This is a genomic window from Streptomyces sp. NPDC087845 (assembly GCF_044742755.1).
In the GTDB taxonomy this organism is placed as follows: Bacteria; Actinomycetota; Actinomycetes; order Streptomycetales; family Streptomycetaceae; genus Streptomyces.
Genome location: NZ_JBIUVC010000004.1, coordinates 334,359 through 354,572, shown reverse-complemented (window position 1 = coordinate 354,572; position 20,214 = coordinate 334,359). Strand labels below are relative to the sequence as shown.

Annotated in this window: 18 protein-coding genes; 15 read left to right on the top strand and 3 right to left on the bottom strand. The window is 69.1% G+C overall.

The window, feature by feature from the left end; all coding sequences use genetic code 11:
- Positions 1-32 precede the first annotated feature (32 nt).
- From ACIOMQ_RS13600 to ACIOMQ_RS13570, 7 genes are all read left to right on the top strand, one after another.
- Positions 33-1,532 (top strand): bifunctional cytidylyltransferase/SDR family oxidoreductase, encoded by a 1,500-nt coding sequence (locus tag ACIOMQ_RS13600; RefSeq protein WP_362194044.1) that lies wholly within the window; start codon positions 33-35, stop codon positions 1,530-1,532.
- 155 nt (positions 1,533-1,687) lie between these two features.
- The gene (locus ACIOMQ_RS13595; RefSeq protein ID WP_401264094.1) at positions 1,688-3,712 is read left to right on the top strand and encodes a hypothetical protein; all 2,025 of its coding nucleotides are present in this window, start codon (positions 1,688-1,690) and stop codon (positions 3,710-3,712) included.
- A gap of 171 nt (positions 3,713-3,883) precedes the next feature.
- Entirely contained in the window at positions 3,884-5,080 is a 1,197-nt protein-coding gene (locus ACIOMQ_RS13590) for a glycosyltransferase family 2 protein (RefSeq protein WP_362194050.1), read from the top strand.
- 148 nt (positions 5,081-5,228) lie between these two features.
- The gene (locus ACIOMQ_RS13585; protein ID WP_362194053.1) at positions 5,229-6,299 is read left to right on the top strand and encodes a glucose-1-phosphate thymidylyltransferase; all 1,071 of its coding nucleotides are present in this window, start codon (positions 5,229-5,231) and stop codon (positions 6,297-6,299) included.
- On the top strand, positions 6,296-7,282 hold the full coding sequence (gene rfbB / locus ACIOMQ_RS13580) for a dTDP-glucose 4,6-dehydratase (protein ID WP_389796394.1): 987 nt from the start codon (positions 6,296-6,298) through the stop codon (positions 7,280-7,282). Before ACIOMQ_RS13585 ends, rfbB begins: the two co-directional genes overlap by 4 nt.
- The gene (gene rfbD, locus ACIOMQ_RS13575; RefSeq protein ID WP_402188997.1) at positions 7,279-8,163 is read left to right on the top strand and encodes a dTDP-4-dehydrorhamnose reductase; all 885 of its coding nucleotides are present in this window, start codon (positions 7,279-7,281) and stop codon (positions 8,161-8,163) included. The genes rfbB and rfbD overlap by 4 nt, the downstream gene beginning before the upstream one ends.
- Before the next feature lie 156 nt (positions 8,164-8,319).
- Positions 8,320-9,114, top strand: a complete 795-nt coding sequence (locus tag ACIOMQ_RS13570) for a class I SAM-dependent methyltransferase (protein WP_362194062.1) — start codon at positions 8,320-8,322, stop codon at positions 9,112-9,114.
- Positions 9,115-9,248: 134 nt separating this feature from the next.
- Here the strand turns inward: ACIOMQ_RS13570 and rfbC are convergent, their stop codons facing one another.
- Positions 9,249-9,848 carry a dTDP-4-dehydrorhamnose 3,5-epimerase gene (gene rfbC / locus ACIOMQ_RS13565; RefSeq protein WP_401753197.1) on the bottom strand — a complete coding sequence of 200 codons (600 nt, stop codon included), beginning with the start codon at positions 9,846-9,848 and terminating at the stop codon, positions 9,249-9,251.
- Positions 9,849-9,957: 109 nt separating this feature from the next.
- A complete protein-coding gene (locus tag ACIOMQ_RS13560; protein ID WP_402188995.1) occupies positions 9,958-11,997 on the bottom strand; it encodes a glycosyltransferase family 2 protein in 2,040 nt (679 codons plus the stop codon).
- 443 nt (positions 11,998-12,440) lie between these two features.
- Between ACIOMQ_RS13560 and proB the strand changes: the two genes are divergently transcribed.
- The 5 genes from proB to ACIOMQ_RS13535 all read left to right on the top strand — a co-directional run bounded on the left by proB (position 12,441) and on the right by ACIOMQ_RS13535 (position 17,951).
- A complete protein-coding gene (gene proB / locus ACIOMQ_RS13555; RefSeq protein ID WP_401264311.1) occupies positions 12,441-13,526 on the top strand; it encodes a glutamate 5-kinase in 1,086 nt (361 codons plus the stop codon).
- Positions 13,527-13,670: 144 nt separating this feature from the next.
- Positions 13,671-14,171 (top strand): hypothetical protein, encoded by a 501-nt coding sequence (locus tag ACIOMQ_RS13550; RefSeq protein WP_362194073.1) that lies wholly within the window; start codon positions 13,671-13,673, stop codon positions 14,169-14,171.
- Positions 14,172-14,390: 219 nt separating this feature from the next.
- Complete coding sequence (locus ACIOMQ_RS13545) at positions 14,391-15,674, top strand: glutamate-5-semialdehyde dehydrogenase (protein ID WP_362194076.1); 1,284 nt, start codon at positions 14,391-14,393, stop codon at positions 15,672-15,674.
- 67 nt (positions 15,675-15,741) lie between these two features.
- A complete protein-coding gene (locus tag ACIOMQ_RS13540; RefSeq protein WP_401753199.1) occupies positions 15,742-16,344 on the top strand; it encodes a hypothetical protein in 603 nt (200 codons plus the stop codon).
- Positions 16,345-16,784: 440 nt separating this feature from the next.
- On the top strand, positions 16,785-17,951 hold the full coding sequence (locus tag ACIOMQ_RS13535; protein ID WP_402188993.1) for a hypothetical protein: 1,167 nt from the start codon (positions 16,785-16,787) through the stop codon (positions 17,949-17,951).
- On the opposite strand, the gene ACIOMQ_RS13530 is transcribed toward ACIOMQ_RS13535, so the two are convergent.
- Positions 17,875-19,032, bottom strand: a complete 1,158-nt coding sequence (locus ACIOMQ_RS13530; RefSeq protein ID WP_401264082.1) for a M48 family metallopeptidase — start codon at positions 19,030-19,032, stop codon at positions 17,875-17,877. The genes ACIOMQ_RS13535 and ACIOMQ_RS13530 overlap by 77 nt on opposite strands.
- A 110-nt stretch (positions 19,033-19,142) precedes the next feature.
- Between ACIOMQ_RS13530 and ACIOMQ_RS13525 the strand changes: the two genes are divergently transcribed.
- The 3 genes from ACIOMQ_RS13525 to nadD all read left to right on the top strand — a co-directional run bounded on the left by ACIOMQ_RS13525 (position 19,143) and on the right by nadD (position 20,200).
- On the top strand, positions 19,143-19,295 hold the full coding sequence (locus tag ACIOMQ_RS13525; protein ID WP_362194088.1) for a hypothetical protein: 153 nt from the start codon (positions 19,143-19,145) through the stop codon (positions 19,293-19,295).
- Positions 19,296-19,379: 84 nt separating this feature from the next.
- Positions 19,380-19,544 (top strand): hypothetical protein, encoded by a 165-nt coding sequence (locus tag ACIOMQ_RS13520; protein WP_362194091.1) that lies wholly within the window; start codon positions 19,380-19,382, stop codon positions 19,542-19,544.
- Positions 19,545-19,582: 38 nt separating this feature from the next.
- The gene (gene nadD, locus ACIOMQ_RS13515) at positions 19,583-20,200 is read left to right on the top strand and encodes a nicotinate-nucleotide adenylyltransferase (RefSeq protein WP_362194094.1); all 618 of its coding nucleotides are present in this window, start codon (positions 19,583-19,585) and stop codon (positions 20,198-20,200) included.
- Positions 20,201-20,214 lie beyond the last annotated feature (14 nt).

The window sequence follows — 20,214 nt, the reverse complement described above, 5'->3', positions numbered from 1 at the left end:
GTATCTCCCAGCCCTCGCAAGGTAGGTCGTCTGTGTCAGCTCAGCACATAGCCAAAGCCCGAACCACAGCAGTCGTGCTCGCCGGCGGCACCGGCCAGCGCGTGGGACTCTCCATCCCCAAGCAGCTGCTGAAGATCGCAGGCAAGGCTGTCATCGAGCACACGCTGTCGATCTTCCAGCAGGCCGACTCCATCGACGACATCATCGTGCTGATGGCGCCGGGCTATGTGCCTGACGTGGAGAAGATCGTCGCCAAGGCCGGGCTCACCAAGGTCACCGCCGTGATCGAGGGCGGCGCCACCCGCAACGAGACCACGGAGCGCGCCATCGCGGCCCTCGGCGAGGGCCTGGCCGAGGGCGAGGACCGCAACGTCCTCTTCCACGACGCCGTGCGCCCCCTGCTCTCGGAGCGCGTCATCAAGGACTGCGTCGACGCCCTGGACCGCTACCAGGCGGTCGACGTCGCCATCCCGTCGGCGGACACGATCATCGTGACCCGCACCCACGGCGGCGACGGCGAGTTCATCACCGACGTCCCCGACCGCTCCCGGCTGCGCCGCGGCCAGACGCCGCAGGCCTTCAAGCTCTCCACGATCCGCCGGGCGTACGAGGTCGCCGCGGGCGACCCGAACTTCCAGGCCACCGACGACTGCTCGGTCGTCCTGAAGTACCTCCCCGACGTGCCGATCTACGTCGTCGCGGGCGACGAGTACAACATGAAGGTCACGCAGCCGGTCGACGTCTTCATCGCGGACAAGCTCTTCCAGCTGGCCTCCACGGCGGTCCCGCAGCCGACCGACGACGCCGCCTACCGCGAACTGCTCACCGGCAAGACCCTCGTCGTCTTCGGCGGCTCCTACGGCATCGGCGCGGACATCGCGACGCTCGCCGAGTCCTACGGCGCCACCGTCTACGCCCTGGGCCGCTCCACCACCGGTACGCACGTGGAGAACCCGGAGCACATCGACGACGCGCTCTCCAAGGCATACGCGGACACCGGCCGTATCGACTACGTGATCAACACCGCGGGTGTGCTCCGCATCGGCAAGCTGGCCGAGACGGACAACGCGACCATCCAGGAAGCGCTGAACGTCAACTACCTGGCGCCGGTGCAGATCGCCCGCGCCTCGCACAAGTACCTCGCCGAGACCAAGGGCCAGCTGCTGCTCTACACCTCCAGCAGCTACACCCGGGGCCGCGCGGAGTACAGCCTCTACTCGTCGACCAAGGCCGCCATGGTCAATCTCACCCAGGCACTCTCGGACGAGTGGGCGGGCGACGGAGTGCGGGTGAACTGCGTGAACCCTGAACGCACCGCCACCCCGATGCGCACCAAGGCGTTCGGCGCCGAGCCCGCGGGTACGCTGCTGTCCTCCGAAGCGGTCGCCCGCACCTCCCTCGACGTGCTGCTCTCCGAGATGACCGGGCATGTCATCGACGTACGGCAGCAGGACCCGACGCGCGGTGCCTCGGAGGCATCGGGCTTCGAACAGGCGCTGGCCGCTGTCCTGGATCGGCAGGCCGATGTGTAATACTGCTTGACAATCGACTATTCGGACCCCTGTAGACGCCCGCGAGCGAATTGCAGGGGTCCGAATTCGTGAAGCTACGGCTTCACATTTCCCTCGCAAGGTAATCAGGTCGGCATCCCCGGGAGCGGTACTTCGTGATTTCGAAAGCCATTCGCATGGCTCGTGTGGGCGGTGGTTCGGAGCTGGCCGCCGCTCTCCTCATGGCTCTGGGGTTCCCGTGCGTCATGCTCGCGGCGATAATCCCCAATCTCTGGTTCTTCGCCGGCGCCGCCGCGGTGACATATGTGGCCGACCAGTATCTGCATCACTGCGGCAGTTACCTCGTCAACCGGCTCGCCGCGGTCCGCGCGGGGCTCTCGATCCGCTTCCTGGTCCGCCAGCTGCTGCTGATCCTGCTCCTCTCCCGCCTGGGGTACGGGGAGCAGACGCTGTTCTACGTGACGGTCGCCTGCCTGCTGGCCTTCTACGGCCTCCAGGTACCGCAGAGTGCCACGGTCACCCTCATCAGGCTCCGGCGCAGGCTCCCGGTGGTCACGCGCAACGTCGACCTGGAGCAGGTGCGGATCCCCGACGCCCCGCCGGCGCTGCTGCTGAACCGCTCCGCGGAGAAGATGCTCCACCTGGACGTCTTCGCGATGGCGGGTGTGCTGGTCGCGATAGAGACCGATGTGAACGGCTTCGCCTACGTGGGCCTCGCCATCACGCTGGCTCTCGCGCTCTGCTATCTGGCGGCGCTCCTCCCGTACCTCCGGCCGAGCCGGCTGGTGGGGCCCGATTCCAAGGTGCTGCGCGCCGTGGGCGCCTGGCTGGGCGAGTACAAGCCGACCGTGGTCCTCTACTTCTCCGGCTCCAAGGATTCGGCCTACCAGGTCAACATGTGGCTGGAGACCATGGCGCAGCTCGACGAGCGCCCGCTGATCCTGCTGCGCGAGCGCATGATACTGCCGCAGCTGAACACGACGTCGGTGCCGGTGCTCTGCGTGCCCGGCGGCGTGCACCTGATGAACCTGAACCTCTCGTCGGTACGGGTCGCGCTGTACGCGGCCAACGTCGGCAAGAACATCCACCTGCTCAGGGTGCCGACGATGAAGCACGTCTTCATCGGCCACGGCGACAGCGACAAGCTCGCCAGCGTCAACCCGTACAGCAAGGCCTACGACGAGGTGTGGACGGCCGGCCGGGCCGGCCGGGACCGCTACGCGCTGGCCGACGTCGGTGTGCGGGACGAGGACATCGTCGAGGTGGGCCGCCCGCAGCTGGCCGCCATCCAGCCGTGGGCCGGTGCGCCGAAGAACCCGATCCCGACCGTGCTCTACGCCCCCACCTGGGAAGGCTGGGACGACAGCCCGGGCAACACCTCGCTGCTGCTGGCCGGCGAGAACATCGTGAGGCGGCTGCTGAACTCGGAGAAGCCGGTCCGGCTGCTCTACAAGCCGCACCCCTTCACCGGAACCCGCAGCGCCCAGGCCAAGGCCGTGCACCAGCGGATCACCGCGATGATCGAGAAGGCCGCCGTGGAGCGCGCCGCCGATCCCCGCTGGGCGAAGGAGTCGGCGGAGCTCCAGCCGGTGCGGGCCGCGGCACGGTCCGAACTGGCCCGTATCGAGGCGCGGCTCACGGCGCTGTCGAGCGGTGGCCAGGTCGCCGGGGACGAGGCCGAGGTGTCCCGCGACTCGCTGGCCGACCCGGCGCGCGAGGCCGAGATCGCGCGGCTCAAGGACGAGTGGAACGCGGCTTCCTGGCGTGCGCTCGGCTGGTGGGAGCACAAGGTCGTCACGGGCGCCCGGATGCGGCTGTACGACTGCTTCAACGAGTCGGACGCCATGGTCTCGGACATCTCCAGCGTGGTGTCGGACTTCATCGCGAGCGGCAAGCCGTACGCGGTCACCGACTCGGCGGCGCTGGGCGAGGAGGAGTTCCGCCGGCAGAACACCGCGGTCCGTGCGGCGGTCATCCTGTCCAATGAAGCGACCGAGCTGGACGCTCTGCTCGCGGCGGTGGTGGACCCCGCGGCGGACACCATGGCGGCCGACCGGCGCGAGCTGAAGGAGTACCTCCTCGGCCCGGACGAGCCCACTTCGATCGTGCAGTTCGACATGGCCGTGAAGGCACTCGCGGCCAAGTCCGAGGCCCGGAACGCGGGCCTGGCGAGAAACCTCGCGGAACGCGTGAGCGGATGACGGCCCACCTGGTTCGTTAACACGGTCCTTCAGGCCCGGCATAGCCCTGTACGGGTTGTGCCGGGCCTTTGTGATGAGGCTCACTCGTCCGGTGTGCGGTGCCGGGCAACCAATGCTCCAGGTCGACTGTCTTCTGTTGGTGTGAACGAGAAGCCAATTCCTGATGTAACCGTGATCGTTGGCGCATACGAGGCGATGCCTTACCTCATTCGCTGTCTCGAATCGGTGGAGACGCAGACCATCGGAGCCGACCGGATCGAGATCGTGGCAGTCGACGACGGTTCGACCGATGGAACCGGCGAGTACCTGGAGGAGTTCGCGGCCCGGTCCGCGGTTCCGACCAGAGTGGTCAGGCAGGCGAATTCAGGGGGCCCCAGCGGCCCGCGCAATGTCGGTCTCGGCCTGGCCCGGGGCCGCTATGTCTTCTTCCTCGACGCGGACGACTACTTCGGTGACGAGGCCCTGGAGCGGATGGTCGCGATGGCCGACCGGGCACACACCGACGTGGTGCTCGGCAAAGTGGTCGGGGTCAACCGCGGGGCGCCCCAGTCGATGTGGACAGCCACCAAGGAGCGCGTCAATGTATACAACTCCAAGGTCATTTACACGCTGAGCGCGCAGAAACTCTTCCGGCGTGAACTGCTGGAGCGACTCGATCTGAGATTCGACGAGGGCCTCAAGACCGGTGAGGACGCGCTCTTCACCATGGAGACATATCTCCGCGGTGCCGGAATATCCGTCATATCCAATTACACCTGCTATCACCTGGTCGGCCGGGACGACGGAAAGCACGTCACCAAGAGCGGCACCTATCTATGGCGCTTCGACTCCATGCGGGCCATGATGGCGCTCATCCACCGGCTCGAACCCGCCGGACCGAAGCGCGACTTCCTGATGGTCCGTCCCTTCACGGTCGGGATGCTGCAGCAGTTCGGGCCGGTATTCCTCCGGGACTCGGAAGAAGTCCGGCGCCACAAGATGGAGCTCGCGGCGCCGCTCATGGACACGTACTGGAACGACGGCGTGTCGCGCCTGATCAAGGTTGCCGAGAGGCTGCGGCTCGCCGCCGTCGCGCGCGGCCGGTCCGACGTCCTGACGGATCAGCTGACGTATGTGCGGGAGAAGTCCGTTCCGGAAGTGGTCAGTTCACGGAAGGGTGACAAGCTCTTCCTCGCGTACCCGCACTTCCGGGACCGTTCGAGTGGTCTCTCGGACTCCGATTTCGAAGTCACCGTGCCCGACTGGCACGACGGCAAGCGCATCGAGAAGCCCGAGACCGTGGCCCGCAGAATGTCGCTGTCGCGGCGCGTCGCCCGGCGCATGCGGCGTGACGTGCGGCGCTGGAAGTCGCGGATCCGCGCGAAGTAGACGGGCCCGTCCCGACGCCGCTCCGGAAGCGTGTCCCCATCTCGTTCACAGAGTTGACGCACGAAGAATCGCGCAGCAATCCTCAGTAGAGTCGCCCAGCAGGTCGCAGCCGCGACAGGACCGATATCTCACATGAGGACTGGTTCACGTGAAGGCTCTCGTACTGTCTGGAGGGGCCGGCACCCGCCTGCGTCCCATCACCCACACTTCGGCCAAGCAACTGGTGCCCGTGGCGAACAAGCCCGTGCTGTTCTACGGGCTGGAAGCCATCGCGGAAGCGGGTATCACCGAGGTCGGCATCATCGTGGGCGACACCGCCCAGGAGATCCGCGAGGCTGTCGGCGACGGTTCCCGGCTGGGCATCGAGGTCACGTACATTCCGCAGGACGAGCCGCTCGGTCTTGCCCACGCGGTGCTGATCGCCCGTGACTTCCTGGGGGACGACGACTTCGTCATGTACCTGGGCGACAACTTCATCGTCGGCGGGATCACCGGTCTGGTGGCGGAGTTCCGCGCCGACAGGCCCGATGCGCAGATCCTGCTGACCCAGGTGCCCGACCCGACCTCCTTCGGCGTCGCGGAACTCGACGCCGAAGGCCGGGTGGCGGCGCTGGAGGAGAAGCCGAAGGAGCCCAAGAGCGATCTGGCGCTCGTCGGCGTCTATCTCTTCACCCCGGCCATCCACGAGGCCGTTCGCTCGATCGAGCCCTCCTGGCGCGGTGAACTGGAGATCACGCACGCCATCCAGTGGCTGATCGACCAGAGGCGCGACGTCCGCTCCACCACGATCCGCGGCTACTGGAAGGACACCGGCAACGTCACCGACATGCTGGAGGTCAACCGGACCGTACTGGAGACCATCGAACCGTCCCACGAGGAGGCCGAGGTCGACGAGGGGAGCGAGATCATCGGCCGGGTGCGGATCGAGGCGGGCGCCAAGGTCAGCGGCAGCCGCATCGTCGGGCCCGTGATCATCGGCGCCCGGTCGGTGATCAGCGGCGCGTACGTCGGCCCGTTCACCTCGGTCTCGGAGGACTGCCGGATCGAGGACAGCGAGATCGAGTACTCCATCGTCCTGCGGGGTGCCTCTGTCGCCGGTGTCCGGCGCGTGGAGGCGTCGCTCATCGGCCGCGATGTCGAAGTGACCCCCGCGCCCCGTTCCCCGTCCGCCCACCGACTTGTGCTCGGCGACCACAGCAAGGTGCAGATCTCCTCATGACCACCAACATCCTGGTGACCGGCGGCGCCGGTTTCATCGGCTCGCACTACGTCCGTACGGTGCTCGGTCCGGAGGGACCCGGTGACATCGCCGTCACCGTGCTCGACAAGCTCACCTACGCGGGCAATCCGGCCAACCTCGACGAGGTGCGCGACCACCCCGGTTTCGTGTTCGTGCAGGGCGACATCTGCGACACCGAACTGGTCTCCGAGCTGATGGCCGGGCACGACCAGGTGGTGCACTTCGCCGCCGAGTCCCATGTCGACCGCTCCATCGACGGCGGCGCCGAATTCGTCCGTACGAACGTCGTGGGCACCCACACCCTGATCCACGCCGCGCACCTGGCCGGCATCAAGACCTTCGTGCACATCTCCACCGACGAGGTCTACGGCTCGATCGACGAGGGCTCCTGGCCCGAGACCGACCCGCTCGCGCCCAACTCGCCGTACTCGGCGGCCAAGGCGTCCAGCGACCTGATCGCGCTCTCGTACCACCGCACCCACGGCCTCGACGTGCGGGTGACCCGCTGCTCCAACAACTACGGGCACCACCACTTCCCCGAGAAGGTCATCCCGCTGTTCGTCACCAACCTGCTGGACGGAAAGACGGTCCCGCTGTACGGCGACGGCGCCAACGTCCGCGACTGGCTCCACATCGACGACCACGTCCAGGGCATCGAACTCGTCCGTACGAAGGGCCGGGCCGGCGAGGTCTACAACATCGGCGGCGGCACCGAGCTCTCCAACAAGGAGCTCACCGGCCTGCTGCTGGACGCCTGCGGGGCCGACTGGGACACCCGCGTCACGCATGTCGAGGACCGCAAGGGCCACGACCGCCGCTACTCGGTCGACTGCACCAAGATCCGTGAGGAGCTCGGCTACGAGCCCCGCAAGGACTTCCGCACCGGCCTCGCCGAGACCGTGCAGTGGTACCGCGACAACCGCGCCTGGTGGGAGCCGCTGAAGGACCGGGCCGCCCTGTGAGCGCCGTCTGGCTGGTCACCGGAGCCGCCGGGATGCTGGGCCGGGACGTCCTGGCCCGGCTCGCCGGTGAGGACGTCGCGGCGGTCGCTGCGGACCGTGCGGCCATGGACATCGCGGACCCCGCATCGGTGCGCGCGGGCTTCGACGAGCACCGCCCCGCCGTCGTGGTGAACTGCGCCGCGTGGACCGCCGTCGACGACGCCGAGTCCCAGGAGGACGCCGCGCTGCGGGTCAACGGGACGGGCCCCGAGGTCCTCGCCGCGGCCTGCCGCGAACACGGCGCCGTTCTCCTCCAGGTCTCCACCGACTACGTCTTCGCCGGGGACGGCGAGAAGCCGTACGCGGAGGACGGCCCCACCGGACCGCGCAGCGCCTACGGCCGCACCAAACTGGCCGGCGAGCGCGCCGTGCTGGACATCCTGAAGGACACCGGGTACGTGGTGCGTACAGCCTGGCTGTACGGCGCGGGCGGCGGGAACTTCGTCCGTACGATGATCAAGCTGGAGGGCGTCAAGGACACCCTCGACGTGGTGGACGACCAGCGCGGACAGCCCACCTGGACCGTCGACCTGGCGGACCGGCTGGTCCGGCTCGGGCAGGCCGCCCTCGCGGGCACCGCCCCCGCGGGCGTGTACCACGGCACCAGCGGCGGCGAGACGACCTGGTTCGGCCTCACCCGGGAGATCTTCCGGCTGCTCGGCGCCGACCCGGCACGCGTCCGGCCCACGACCAGCGAAGCCTTCGTGCGGCCGGCTCCCCGGCCCGCCTTCAGCGTGCTGGGGCACGACCGCTGGGCGGCGGCCGGTATCGAACCGATCCGGGAGTGGCGGGCGGCGCTGGAAGAGGCATTTCCGGCGCTTCTCGCAACAGAGAGTTCATGATCGTCGAATGATCGTATCGACGGTCGAATCCCATCGAATTCCAAAGATCTGAACACCGAAGGTTTACCTGGCGAAGAACAGTTACATCACCGTGCGTTCATGAGGTAACTTCGCCGGGGACCAGACCAGTTGGTTTCCTCCGAAGGGCTGCTCCACGTGAACCGCCATGACTTTCTGCGTCATTTGCACCGTGTCTACCGTCCTCGGAACTATTTGGAGATCGGGGTCAACGACGGCAGAAGCCTGGCCCTCTCGCGAGTGCCCTCCGTCGCCGTCGACCCCGCATTCCGTGTGGTGACGGACATCAGTTGCGACGTCCACCTGGTCAAGGCGACGAGCGACGACTTCTTCGCCCGCAAGGACCCGCTGCTGCACCTGCGCAACGGTCGCAACCCGTTCCGCGCCCTGGCCCGCCGCGATCCGCTCAATGTGATGGGCGGGGACCCGAAGCTGGAGCTCGCCTTCATCGACGGCATGCACCTTTTCGAATACGCGCTGCGCGACTTCATGAACGTCGAGAAGCACGCCCGCTGGTCGAGCGTGATCGTGCTGGACGACATGCTGCCGCGCGACGTCGACGAGGCGGCCCGCGACCGGCACACCAAGTTCTGGACCGGTGATGTGTACAAGGTGGTGCAGGTGCTGCGCCGCTTCCGTCCCGACCTGGTGGTCGTCGAGGTGGACACGGCACCGACCGGCGTGGTTGCCGTGTTCGGCGCCAACCCGGAGAGCGACATCCTGAAGAACGCGTACGACAAGATCATCGAGGAGTACGTCGTACCCGATCCGCAGGACGTGCCCGAAGAGGTGCTGGTGCGGAAGAACGCCGTCCAGCCCGAGGCGCTGCTCGGCGCCGACTTCTGGCCGGCCCTCTCCCGCGCCCGCAACCTGCGCCGCCCGCGCTCGGCGTTCGCCCCCTTGCGCAAGCGCATCGAGGCCGTGACGGGCTGACCGGCCGGGCCCACCGGGCCGCCCGGCTCGCGACCCGTACGTAGCCCCGTGATCCGTACGAAGCCCCCGTGATCCGTACGTAGCCCCCGTGATCCGTACGGACCACGGGGGCTACGGCGTTCCCGTCCGGGCGCTCAGCCGCGGGCGCGCAGTTGGGCGTAGTAGGCCTGGCAGGCCTCGTACGACGGCAGCAGTCCCTGCTCCTCGGCCTCGGCCAGCGAGGGGGCCGCGGCGTCCTTGTCGGACAGCAGCGGGGTGATCTCCGCCGGCCACTCGATGCCCAGTCCGGGATCGAGCGGGTTGATTCCGTGCTCGCGGCCGGGCGCGTAGCCCTCGGAGCACAGATAGACGACCGACGCGTCGTCCGTCAGGGCCATGAACGCGTGGCCGAGACCCTCGGCGAGGTAGACGGCGTGATGGTCCGCGTCGTCGAGCCGGACGGCCTCCCACCGCTTGTACGTGGGGGAGCCGAGCCGGATGTCCACGATGACGTCGAGCACGGCGCCGCGTACGCACTTGACGTACTTGGCCTGGCTCGGCGGCACGTCGGCGAAGTGGACACCGCGCAGGGTTCCCCGGCTGGAGTGGGAGAAGTTGGCCTGCGCGAGCCGCAGCGTGTGTCCGACGGCCTCGCTGAGCTCCGAGGCCTTGAACCACTCGTGGAAGCTGCCGCGGCTGTCCGGGAAGACCTTGGGCTCATGCACCCAGGCCCCCGCGATGGAGAGCTGCCGCATGCGATCACGTCCTTGTTCCGGTGTGCTGGTGCTGATGTCGGTGTTGATGTCGATGCCGGGCGGTGGTGGGACCGTCTCGTCGACGAGACGGTGGATCCGCGGGGCCGGATCAGCCGGTGAGCCGGGCGGCGAGGCGGCGTGCGCGCTTGCGGCCCTGCGGGGGGAGCCTGCGCACGAGGGGGCCGCCGGCGGTGCGCAGCGCCCGGCGCAGGGTCGCCTTCCGGCGCTGCGCGAGCAGACCGGCCATGATCGTGTCCGCGGCCGCGGGCAGCTCCGGATCCAGCTGGATCCTGCCGCCCCCGCCGATGGTGACGTCGCAGAGGCTCAGCGCGGGGCCCTTCTCTCCGTCCAGCCGGACGGAGAGCTTCCAGGTACCTGCCGCGACGCCGGGGGCGCGGCGGGGCACGACGAGATGGGCCCGGCCCTCTGCCGGGTGCAGCACGGTCCGCAGCGTGTGCACGGCCGAGCCCGTTCCGTCGGCCGGGCTCAGGACCAGTTGGGCGTCGGACGCGACGGTGGAGGTGGTGGTGAAGAGCTCCAGCCGGAGTTCGGGCCGCCGGCCCGGGGTCCGCAGCACCGGACGGCCGTCCAGGTAGGTGGCGAGCTTCTTGCCGCGGCGGCCCACATCGAGCGTGAGGTTGCCGTACGGATCGGTGAAGTACGGGATGACGGCACGGGCCGGCGAGCCGAGTGACGCGGGCAGGCAGGCGGCGTCCACCTCCGGGGCGCGGTCGGCGCCCAGCCGCGCCTTGCGGACCAGACCCAGGCCGCGCAGCGGCACCCAGACGTCCCAGAAGCCGCGGGAGACCCGGCCGCGGCCCTTGACCGCCTCCGAGGTCACATACCCGCTGCCGCGCAGGACGATCTCGCAGGCTCCGTCGCCGAGTTCGTCGGTCTGCGTGGTGAACGTCGCGGGGCAGGGCCACTCGACGGCCGTCTCGCGATTGCGCAGCGACAGTTCGGCGGAGAAACCGTCGATGTCGTCGGTGACGTCGAGGAGTTCGTCCTCCGCCAGCAGCCCGCCGCCGGTGTCCGGGTGCAGGAAGTACCGGCCGTCCCGGCGCAGCAGTTTCACCGGCTCCTCGTCGTCGCCCTGGACCAGCCGGGCGGTCACGGTGAGAGCGACCCGGCCGTCCGGCTGCCAGGCGAAATCCTCCAGACGGGCCGACGCCTTGACGGACCCCGCGAACCGGGCGATCCGGAGCAGACCCTCCCGGTCGTCCCTGCGCAGGAGCGTGGACCGGATCCGCAGCAGCGGACCGAGGCCGTCGTGCACCCCGTCGCCCATGAAGTCGATGGCCAGCGGCCTGATCGCGTCGCACATCTCCTGGTAGAACTCGGGCTGGTACTTCACCACCGCGGGTTCGCTGAGCCGGCTCAGCATCTCGACGCGGTAGAAGCGGCGGAGCAGCCGATCCCGGAACTCGCCCGGTTCGGTGTGGGCCACGACGACGTCCAGGACCTCGCGGAGGTTCCCGTAGTACTGGGCCGGGACGATCCTGGTGGATCCCGCGTTCTTGCCGTCGTCGCGCCGGGAGTAGAAGTAGCAGGTGTAGTTGCCGAGGATCGAGACGACCTCGGCGGGGAAGTACGCCTGCATCATGTAGAGCTGGTCCTCGAGCCGGCGCTTGCCCTCGGGGTAGGCGATGCCGTTCTTGCGGAGGAACTCCGTACGGAACATCTTGTGCGGGGTGAGGCTGTCGTACAGGGGCGCGTTACGCAGGGTGCACTTTTCGCGGTTCTTCTTGAACACGCCGTGCGGGACACCGCGGAAGTTGCTGGCCACCTTGCCGATGACGATGTCGGAGCCGTTGCGGTGGCCCATCTCGTACAGCCGGCGCAGGGCGTCGGAGGCGAGATGGTCGTCCTGGTCGACGAACTGGACGTATTCGCCCTTCGCCTCGGCCACACCGATGTTGCGGGGCTTTCCGGGCCATCCGGAGTTGGGGATGGTGATCACCCGGAAATGAGGGTGTTCCACCGCCAGCTTTTCGAGCCGTTCGGGAGTGTCGTCCGTGGACCCGTCGTTCACGAAGAGAACTTCGAACTCCGCTGCGGGGAGAGTCTGCTTCAGAAGTGACTCGACGCAGGGGTCGATGTACCTGCCGGGGTTGTATACCGGAATGACGACACTTACTTTGACTGGCATCGCTGCTGTCCCATGTCTGGTAGGTCCCTGGAGATGGCGGCGGATGCGGGGCCGACACTGCCACTGCCGAAAATGGGGGAGAGGCCGCCGCCACGCACCCTATCGGCTGTTAGATGAGTGAGACGTTCCGATGGTTGCACCGGCCGACGGGCATGGGATTTCTCCACCTCTTCGCGCGATGCCGAGAATTCGATCATTCGATATGTGTAATGAATGTGGGTGCCGACGCGACTGTCGACGTCGCCGACGTGAGAGGCCGGACGGGGCTCATCGGCGCAGACGGCGGGTGCGGACGGGCCGTGGGGCCGCCCGCGCGTCCACGGGACGGAACACACAGGCGCGCGTCCCGCCGCTCGCGTAGATTGCGAGGACCGGGCGAGGCCGAATCATTGGGGATGGACGTGTCAGGGGCAAGGCAGGGCGTCACAGAGGCCCGCAGGATCGTGGTCAAGGTCGGTTCCTCCTCCCTCACCACCGCGTCCGGCGGCCTCGACGCCGATCGCGTCGACGCGCTCGTCGACGTACTCGCCAAGGTGAGGAGCGGCGGGGAGCGCGAGATCGTGCTCGTCTCCAGCGGCGCCATCGCGGCCGGACTCGCCCCGCTCGGCCTGCACCGCCGGCCCAAGGACCTGGCCAGACAGCAGGCCGCGGCCAGCGTCGGCCAGGGACTGCTCGTGGCCCGCTACACCGCCTCCTTCGCAAGGTACGGCGTACGCGTCGGCCAGGTGCTGCTCACCAGCAACGACACCAGCCGCCGGGCCCACTACCGCAACGCCTACCGCACGCTCGACCAGCTCCTGGACATGGGCGCGCTCCCGGTCGTCAACGAGAACGACACCGTCGCCACCGACGAGATCCGGTTCGGCGACAACGACCGGCTTGCCGCGCTCGTCGCCCATCTCGTCCGCGCCGATCTGCTGGTCCTCCTCTCGGACGTGGACGGGCTGTACGACGGCGACCCCAGTACCCCGGGCACGTCGCGGGTCGCCGAAGTCACCGGCCCCGAGGACCTCGTGGGCGTCACCATCGGCAGTGCCGGGAAGGCGGGCGTCGGCACGGGCGGCATGGTCACCAAGGTCGAGGCCGCCCGGATCGCCACGGCCGCCGGGGTCCCCGTCGTCCTCACCTCGGCGAGCCGGGCCGCCGACGCCCTGGCCGGACGCGACACCGGTACGTACTTCCACCGCACCGGACGACGGTCGGCGGACCGGCTGCTCTGGCTCGCCCACGCCTCCACCCCGCAGGGCTCGCTGACCCTCGACGACGGGGCCGTACAGGCGGTCGTCGAACGGCACAGCTCGCTGCTGCCCGCCGGAATTGCCGCCGTCGAGGGTGAGTTCACCGCGGGCGACCCGGTGGAACTGCGCGACCTCGAAGGCCGTCCCGTGGCCCGCGGGCTCGTCAACTTCGACGCCAAGGAGATCCCGCAGCTGCTCGGCCGCTCCACCCGCGACCTGGCGCGGGAACTCGGTCCGGCATACGAGCGTGAGGTCGTACACAGGGACGATCTTGTCGTCCTGCACCCCTGACAGACCCCCTGAAACGGCTGAAAGTCCAGCCTCAGAGCGGGGACCTTGACGAAAACCGCCCCATCCCCGGCCGCGGACTGGTCAACTTTGTCACGGGGACACAGCGGGGTACAGCACAGCAAACGCATTCACAGGAGGCCGCCGGTGAGACGAGCGCGCCCGGGGGCGCCGCCCCGAGGAACGGGCGGCCGGGCCCTGACCAGTGTCGGAGCAGGTGTCGGCTTCGACGAGAGACGGTCCACGGACCGCGGCGACGACCGGACCACGGAGTCCGAGCCGACGACGGTGCAGGAGGAGCGCACCCCGTCGAGACTCTGGCACGTCACGCTCAGTGTCTCGGGCGGTGCGATTCCGCTGAAGGAGGTCAGACGCGGGCTGGAACAGCTGGCCCACGACCACCCCTTCCTGCTGACCAGCCGGTACGCCAACGACCACGCGGAGATCCGCTACTGGGAAGAGGCCCGCGATCTGCACGACGCGGCGGCTGTCGCGCTGCGGCTCTGGGGCGAGCACCGCTCCACCGCCAGACTCCCGCCCTGGGAGATCGTCGGTCTGGAGGTCATCGACCGCGAGACGTACCACCAGCGCGTTGCCGAGGGATACGGACCGCCCCCGGCCGCCCCGGTCGGCGTCCACCCGTACTGAGCACGGCGACGGCCCCGGAGCGGAGCAGCAGTCCCGTATCGCCGGGGCGGCTCCGGGCCGCTCGTCCCGCATCGCGGGAACGGTCACGGGCCGGTCGTCCCGTGTCGCGGGGGCGGCTCCGGGGCGCTCGTCCTGCATCGTGGGAGCGGTGCGGGGGCAGTTGTCTCGCATCACGGGATACGTGAGGGATGCCCGCAGTGTGCGCACTACTCTGCGGGCATGACCACGCTCTCGCCGTACGACAACATGTCCCCGGTCGCCCAGGCCGCCTACCGGGCACGTTCCGCCGCCGCCGACCTCGCGCCGCTGCCGCGCGCGGCGAAGGACGACGCGCTGCTGGCGATCGCGGACGCGCTGGAGGTGCGGACGAGCGAGATCGTCGCGGCCAACGCCGAGGACGTCGCCCGTGCCCGCGAGGCCGGGACCAGCGAGGCGATCGTCGACCGGCTCACCCTCACCCCGGAGCGGATCCGCGCCATCGCCGCCGATGTGCGGGACGTGGCGGCGCTGCCCGATCCCGTCGGCGAGGTCGTCCGCGGCTCGACCCTGCCCAACGGCATCGACCTGCGGCAGGTCCGGGTTCCGCTCGGCGTCGTCGGAATCATCTACGAGGCCCGGCCCAATGTGACGGTCGACGCCGCGGCCCTCTGCCTGAAGTCCGGTAACGCCGTCCTGCTCCGCGGCTCGTCCTCCGCGTACGCCTCGAACGTCGCACTGGTACGGGTGCTGCGCGACGCGGTCGGAGGATCCGGACTACCGGCCGACGCGGTGCAGCTGGTACCGGGCGAGAGCCGCGACTCGGTACGGGAACTGATGCGGGCCCGCGGCCTCGTCGACGTCCTCATCCCGCGTGGCGGCGCCTCGCTGATCCGCACAGTGGTCGAGGAATCCACCGTTCCGGTCATCGAGACCGGCACCGGGAACTGCCATGTGTACGTGGACGCGCAGACCGACCTGGACATGGCCGTCGACATCCTGATCAACTCCAAGGCGCAGCGCCCGAGCGTCTGCAACGCCGCCGAGACGCTCCTGGTCCACAAGGACGTCGCCGCGGACTTCCTGCCGCGCGCCCTGGCGGCGCTGGCCGAGGCCGGAGTGACCGTGCACGGCGACGAGCGGGTCCTCGAATACGCCGAGGGGTCCAAGGCCACCGTGGTGGCGGCGACGCCGGAGGACTGGGAGACCGAGTACCTCTCGTACGACATCGCCGCGGCCGTCGTGGAGTCGCTGGACGCGGCCGTCGCGCACATCCGGCTCTGGTCCTCCGGCCACACCGAGGCGATCGTGACCACCTCCCAGGCCGCGGCCCGCCGCTTCACCCAGTTGGTGGACTCCACGACGGTGGCTGTGAACGCGTCCACGCGCTTCACCGACGGCGGTCAGTTCGGCTTCGGTGCCGAGATCGGCATCTCCACGCAGAAGCTGCACGCCAGGGGGCCGATGGGGCTGCCGGAGCTGACCTCGACGAAGTACATCGTCACCGGCGACGGCCACGTGAGGTGACCGTCCGGGGCCGGTGAATGTCGCCGGGTCCCTGCCCAGAACGATCCGGCGGGGCTACTCTGGAGCCGTGCCGGACGACGTGGGGGGCAGGCCGTTCCCGGACGGCTGGGAGCCCGACGACGACCGCGGGGGCGCGGACGAGGAATTCGCCTCCGTGGTGTTCGACGAGGACTTCGTACGGGCCGCCGAGATCCACGAACCCACCGCGGTCGAGCGATTGCTGGCTGCCGCACAGGCACGCGCCGAGGCCGAGGCGTCCCGGGCGCGGGCGGGCGGCGGTCCGCCGGACGACGAGTTCCCCGACGAGGGATACGGACCGGGCGGCGCATACGGCCGCGGGAGCGCCTACGGCGACCCGCTGGACCCCGACGACGATGCGTACGGCAGCGGCCCCTACGGGCGCCACGGCGGCGCCCTGCGCCCGTACCGGGGCGCGGCACGCTGGCACCGGCCGGTGGCCTGGCTGCTGGCCGTGCTGATGGGCATCGGAATGGTCGCACTGGCCTTCAGCGCCGTCTACCGCAACAGTTCGGGCAACCGCCAGGATCCCGCACCGCCGCCCGCCACCACCGGGGTGGACAGCGCACCCGGCCCCATCCCGAGCACCATCCCGTCGGCCTCGGCCGGCTACCTCCGCCCCACGGTCCCCGCGGCCCCGCGCACGGGCTGACGCAGCCGGACCGGACCGGGCGCCCGGCACGTCGTGCCGCGCGCACGCGCCTGCTGTCCGCCGCGCGCGCCTGTTGTCCGCCGTGGCCGTGCCTGCTGCCGCACCGTGACCGCGCCTTTCCCGGGGGCGTCCCGCCGCACCTTCCGAGAGACACCCCGATCGGCCCCTGGGAGTGTCCCGCGCACATCCTGAGGGCGGTTCCCCGGGCTCCGGGGCAACTCTCGGGTGGGTTCTCTCGCGGCTCGGCGTTTACCTCGGTCGTAATCGACCTACCCTGAAGGTGTGACCCCTCTCTACGAGGGGGCTTCTCACTCGTCCGTACATGCGTAGTCATGCGACGTCATACGAACTCATGACGGGCAGGCCCTGTCCGAAGCCACTCGGCCGAAGCAGAGCAAAGCGTTTCGGCCCCGGTCGGTGACGTGGAGTCGGGAGAAGTCATGGCGCACCGTGGAGAACCACCGGAAGGTCCGCCCGAGAACGCGCCGGGCGGTGGTGAGGACGAGTATCGGTCACTCGTCTTCGACGAGTCGTTCGTACGTGCTGCACGGCTGAAGGAATTCTCGGCCCAGGAGCGCATGGGGGACCACGCGCGCGCCGTGCGCAGCCTTCCGCCCCGAAGTCTCCGAGCCGGGTCCAGAGCCGCCATCGCCCTGGTCCTCCTGATCGCCCTGGCCTTTGCGACGGCCGTGTACATGGGCTTCCGCCACCCCTACCCGACCCCCGTCGGCAAGCGGGCCGAGGTCCTCCGATCGACCGTCGTACCCCTGGCCCCCCAGAGGGTCGTACCCGGCGGTACACCCGCCGGGCTCCTCGCGAGGAGCCCCGCCGCGCAGTTCTCCAAAGGTGCCGAAGGCATCAATCTGCCGCCGATCCGGGGCACGGAAAACTTCTCGGACAGCCAGGTGGCGACGGCCCTGACCACGGTCAAGGACTACCTGGTGGCGTCCTCGCTCGACCCGGACGTCCTCACCGGCCGCGCGGTGCGGCCGGTGGAACTGCTGCTCGACCCGGACCAGACGGCTCAGTTCGACCGAAGCATGAACCGACCGGACGACGACGGACAGCACGCCGCGGCCGGCTGGCTGGTGCGGTTCGACCCGGCGAAGGTGGCACTGGCCGCTCCGGACGTCCGGGTCCGGGGCACCCTGAGCTACACCGAGGCGGGATCCGACACCCTGGAGGTGGCGTCGGACCACACCTTCACCTACACGCTCCGCCCGGCCGCCTCGGGGCCCCAACGGGCAGGAGGTGCTTCGCTCTTCACCGTACGGCGCGAGCTGCGCTTCCGCTTCGACCGGGAAGACCTGCGACTGCACCGGCTGGAGCTTCGCACCAGCTATGTCCTGGCCGGACCGCAGGCGTGCCCGACGGACACCACCGGTGCGCTGCGCCCGCTGCTCGCCGGGCAGCGCACCGTCTCCCGTGGTCCCGCGGGCACCGACCCGTACGCGACGGGCCGGCCCACAGCCGCACTCTGCGGGACGCTCGCGGTCGGCTCCCCGCAGCCGGTCAGCTCCCCGCAGCCGGTCAGCTCCCCGCAGTCCCCGGCCCGTCGGGGTCCCCAGGCTCCTGCGGCCGCGCAGAGTCCGCGGAGCCGTCCGTAGCGCCGCTCTTGGAACCGTCCGCAGCGCCGCTCCTGCCGGCCGTGCCCCCGCCTTGGCCGGTGAACTTGTCGCGGAGCTTGCCTCCCAGGTCTCCGGCGCCACCCGCTATGTCGCCGACCAGCTTCATCAGCGGGTCCTTGCTGCTGCGCACCGCGTCCGCGTAGTGCGTCGCGGACTCCCGGAACGAGTCCGTCACCGAGGTGTCCTTGTCCTCGTCGCGCCGCGGGTAGTGGCCGTCCATGATCCGCTGGTAGTCCCGGGTCTCGGACCACTTCTTCAGCTCGGCCGCACGCACCGTGGTGAAGGGGTGCGAACGGGGCAGCAGATTGAGGATCTTGAGCACCGAGTCGCGCAGATCGCCGCCCTTCTCGTACTCGTCGGCCTGGGCGAGGAAGGCGTCCACATTCATCTCGTGCAGATGATTGCCGCCCGCGATCTTCATCAGACCGCGCATCGACGCCTGCAGATCCTGGCCGACGAGCAGTCCCGCCCTGTCGGCCGACAGCTCCGACTTGCGGAACCACTCGCGCAGCGCCGTGACGATCGCCATGATCGCGACGTTGCCGAGCGGGATCCAGGCGACCTTCAGCGCGATACTGGTGAGGAACAGCAGGATCGTGCGGTACACGGCGTGGCCGGAGAGCGCGTGCCCCACCTCGTGGCCGACGACGGCCCGCATCTCCTCCTCGTCGAGCAGCTCCACCAGCCCCGTCGTCACCACGATGATCGGCTCGTCGAGACCGATGCACATGGCATTGGGCTGTGGGTCCTGATTGACGTACATCGGCGGGACCTTCTCCAGGTCCAGGATGTAACAGGCGTCCCGCAGCATGTCGTTGAGATGGGTGAACTGGGCGTCGCTCACCCGGACGGAGTCGGAGAGGAAGAGCAGTCGCAGGCTGCGCTCGGGCAGCAGACCGCTCAGTGTCTTGAACACGGTGTCGAAACCGCTCAGCTTGCGCAGGGCCACCAGGGCCGAGCGGTCCGCCGGGTGTTCGTAGGCCCGGGACGAGATCCCAGCGAAGCGCCTGCGCTGCCTGCTAGGCACGTTCTCGTGGCTCTCGTGGTTGCGGTCGGTCATGAATGGGCCCCCTGTTCGTACGAGACGTCGCTCGCCCCCTGACAATTTCCAGCGTAGGTGCTGGGGCTACGGTGTGCGGGGGGCTGTGGATAACTGAGGAGACGCCCGACATGCCGCATACCGTTGCTCTGCTCGCCGCCGCATCCGAGGACCAGGGACCCGGCAACACGCTCCGTATCGTGCTGCTCGTCTCGCTCGTCGGAGCTGTCCTGCTCGGCTGGTTCCTGCTCCGCGGATACCGCAACGACGACAACAACGACTGAGTCGGCGTGAGCGTGCCCGGGGCTCCCGCATACGATGTGCGCGACGTCTTCCTTCCGACTCCCGATCGATAGGTCCTGCCGAAGATGAGCCTCACGAGCACCGCGCATCAGCTGGTCACCCTCGCCGCCGAGGGCGGCGAGCACGGTGGCAACCACGAAAGCCTCAGCCCGTACGTCACCGGGGGCGGTGCGTTCGTCGTGCTGCTGTTCCTGCTGTGGATCACCACTCGCTTCAACCGCGACCGCTGAGGCGGAGGCGTACAGCTGTGCCAGTAGGCTCTGCACGCATGGGAGAGCAGGAAGTGCCTACCGGTCGCAGAAAGCGCCGAATCGGCGTGATGGGTGGGACATTTGACCCGATCCATCATGGACACCTGGTGGCGGCCAGTGAAGTGGCCGCCCAGTTCCACCTCGACGAGGTGATCTTCGTTCCGACCGGGCAGCCGTGGCAGAAGAGCCACAAGCAGGTCTCCCCGGCCGAGGACCGCTACCTGATGACGGTCATCGCAACGGCGTCCAACCCGCAGTTCTCGGTCAGCCGGAGCGACATCGACCGCAGCGGGCCGACGTACACCATCGATACGCTGCGCGACCTGCGCGCGATCCACGGTGACGCGGACCTCTTCTTCATCACCGGCGCCGACGCGCTCGCCCAGATCCTCACCTGGCGCAACGCCGACGAGCTCTTCTCGCTCTCCCACTTCATCGGTGTGACGCGGCCGGGGCACGTACTCACGGACCCGGGGCTGCCGGAGGGCGGCGTCTCCCTCGTGGAGGTGCCCGCGCTCGCGATCTCCTCCACGGACTGCCGCCAGAGGGTCGCACAGGGAGACCCGGTCTGGTACCTGGTGCCGGACGGCGTGGTCCGCTACATCGACAAGCGCCAGCTGTACCGCGGCGAGTGAGCCACGCAGAGGGG

Coding starts and splice junctions, on each gene's coding strand:
- ACIOMQ_RS13595 (WP_401264094.1), top strand. CDS start 1,688: ATGGCTCGTGTGGGCGGTGGTTCGGAGCTGGCCGCCGCTCTCCTCATG.
- rfbB (WP_389796394.1), top strand. CDS start 6,296: ATGACCACCAACATCCTGGTGACCGGCGGCGCCGGTTTCATCGGCTCG.
- rfbC (WP_401753197.1), bottom strand. CDS start 9,848: ATGCGGCAGCTCTCCATCGCGGGGGCCTGGGTGCATGAGCCCAAGGTC.
- ACIOMQ_RS13560 (WP_402188995.1), bottom strand. CDS start 11,997: ATGCCAGTCAAAGTAAGTGTCGTCATTCCGGTATACAACCCCGGCAGG.
- ACIOMQ_RS13545 (WP_362194076.1), top strand. CDS start 14,391: ATGACCACGCTCTCGCCGTACGACAACATGTCCCCGGTCGCCCAGGCC.
- ACIOMQ_RS13535 (WP_402188993.1), top strand. CDS start 16,785: ATGGCGCACCGTGGAGAACCACCGGAAGGTCCGCCCGAGAACGCGCCG.
- ACIOMQ_RS13530 (WP_401264082.1), bottom strand. CDS start 19,032: ATGACCGACCGCAACCACGAGAGCCACGAGAACGTGCCTAGCAGGCAG.
- ACIOMQ_RS13525 (WP_362194088.1), top strand. CDS start 19,143: ATGCCGCATACCGTTGCTCTGCTCGCCGCCGCATCCGAGGACCAGGGA.
- ACIOMQ_RS13520 (WP_362194091.1), top strand. CDS start 19,380: ATGAGCCTCACGAGCACCGCGCATCAGCTGGTCACCCTCGCCGCCGAG.
- nadD (WP_362194094.1), top strand. CDS start 19,583: ATGGGAGAGCAGGAAGTGCCTACCGGTCGCAGAAAGCGCCGAATCGGC.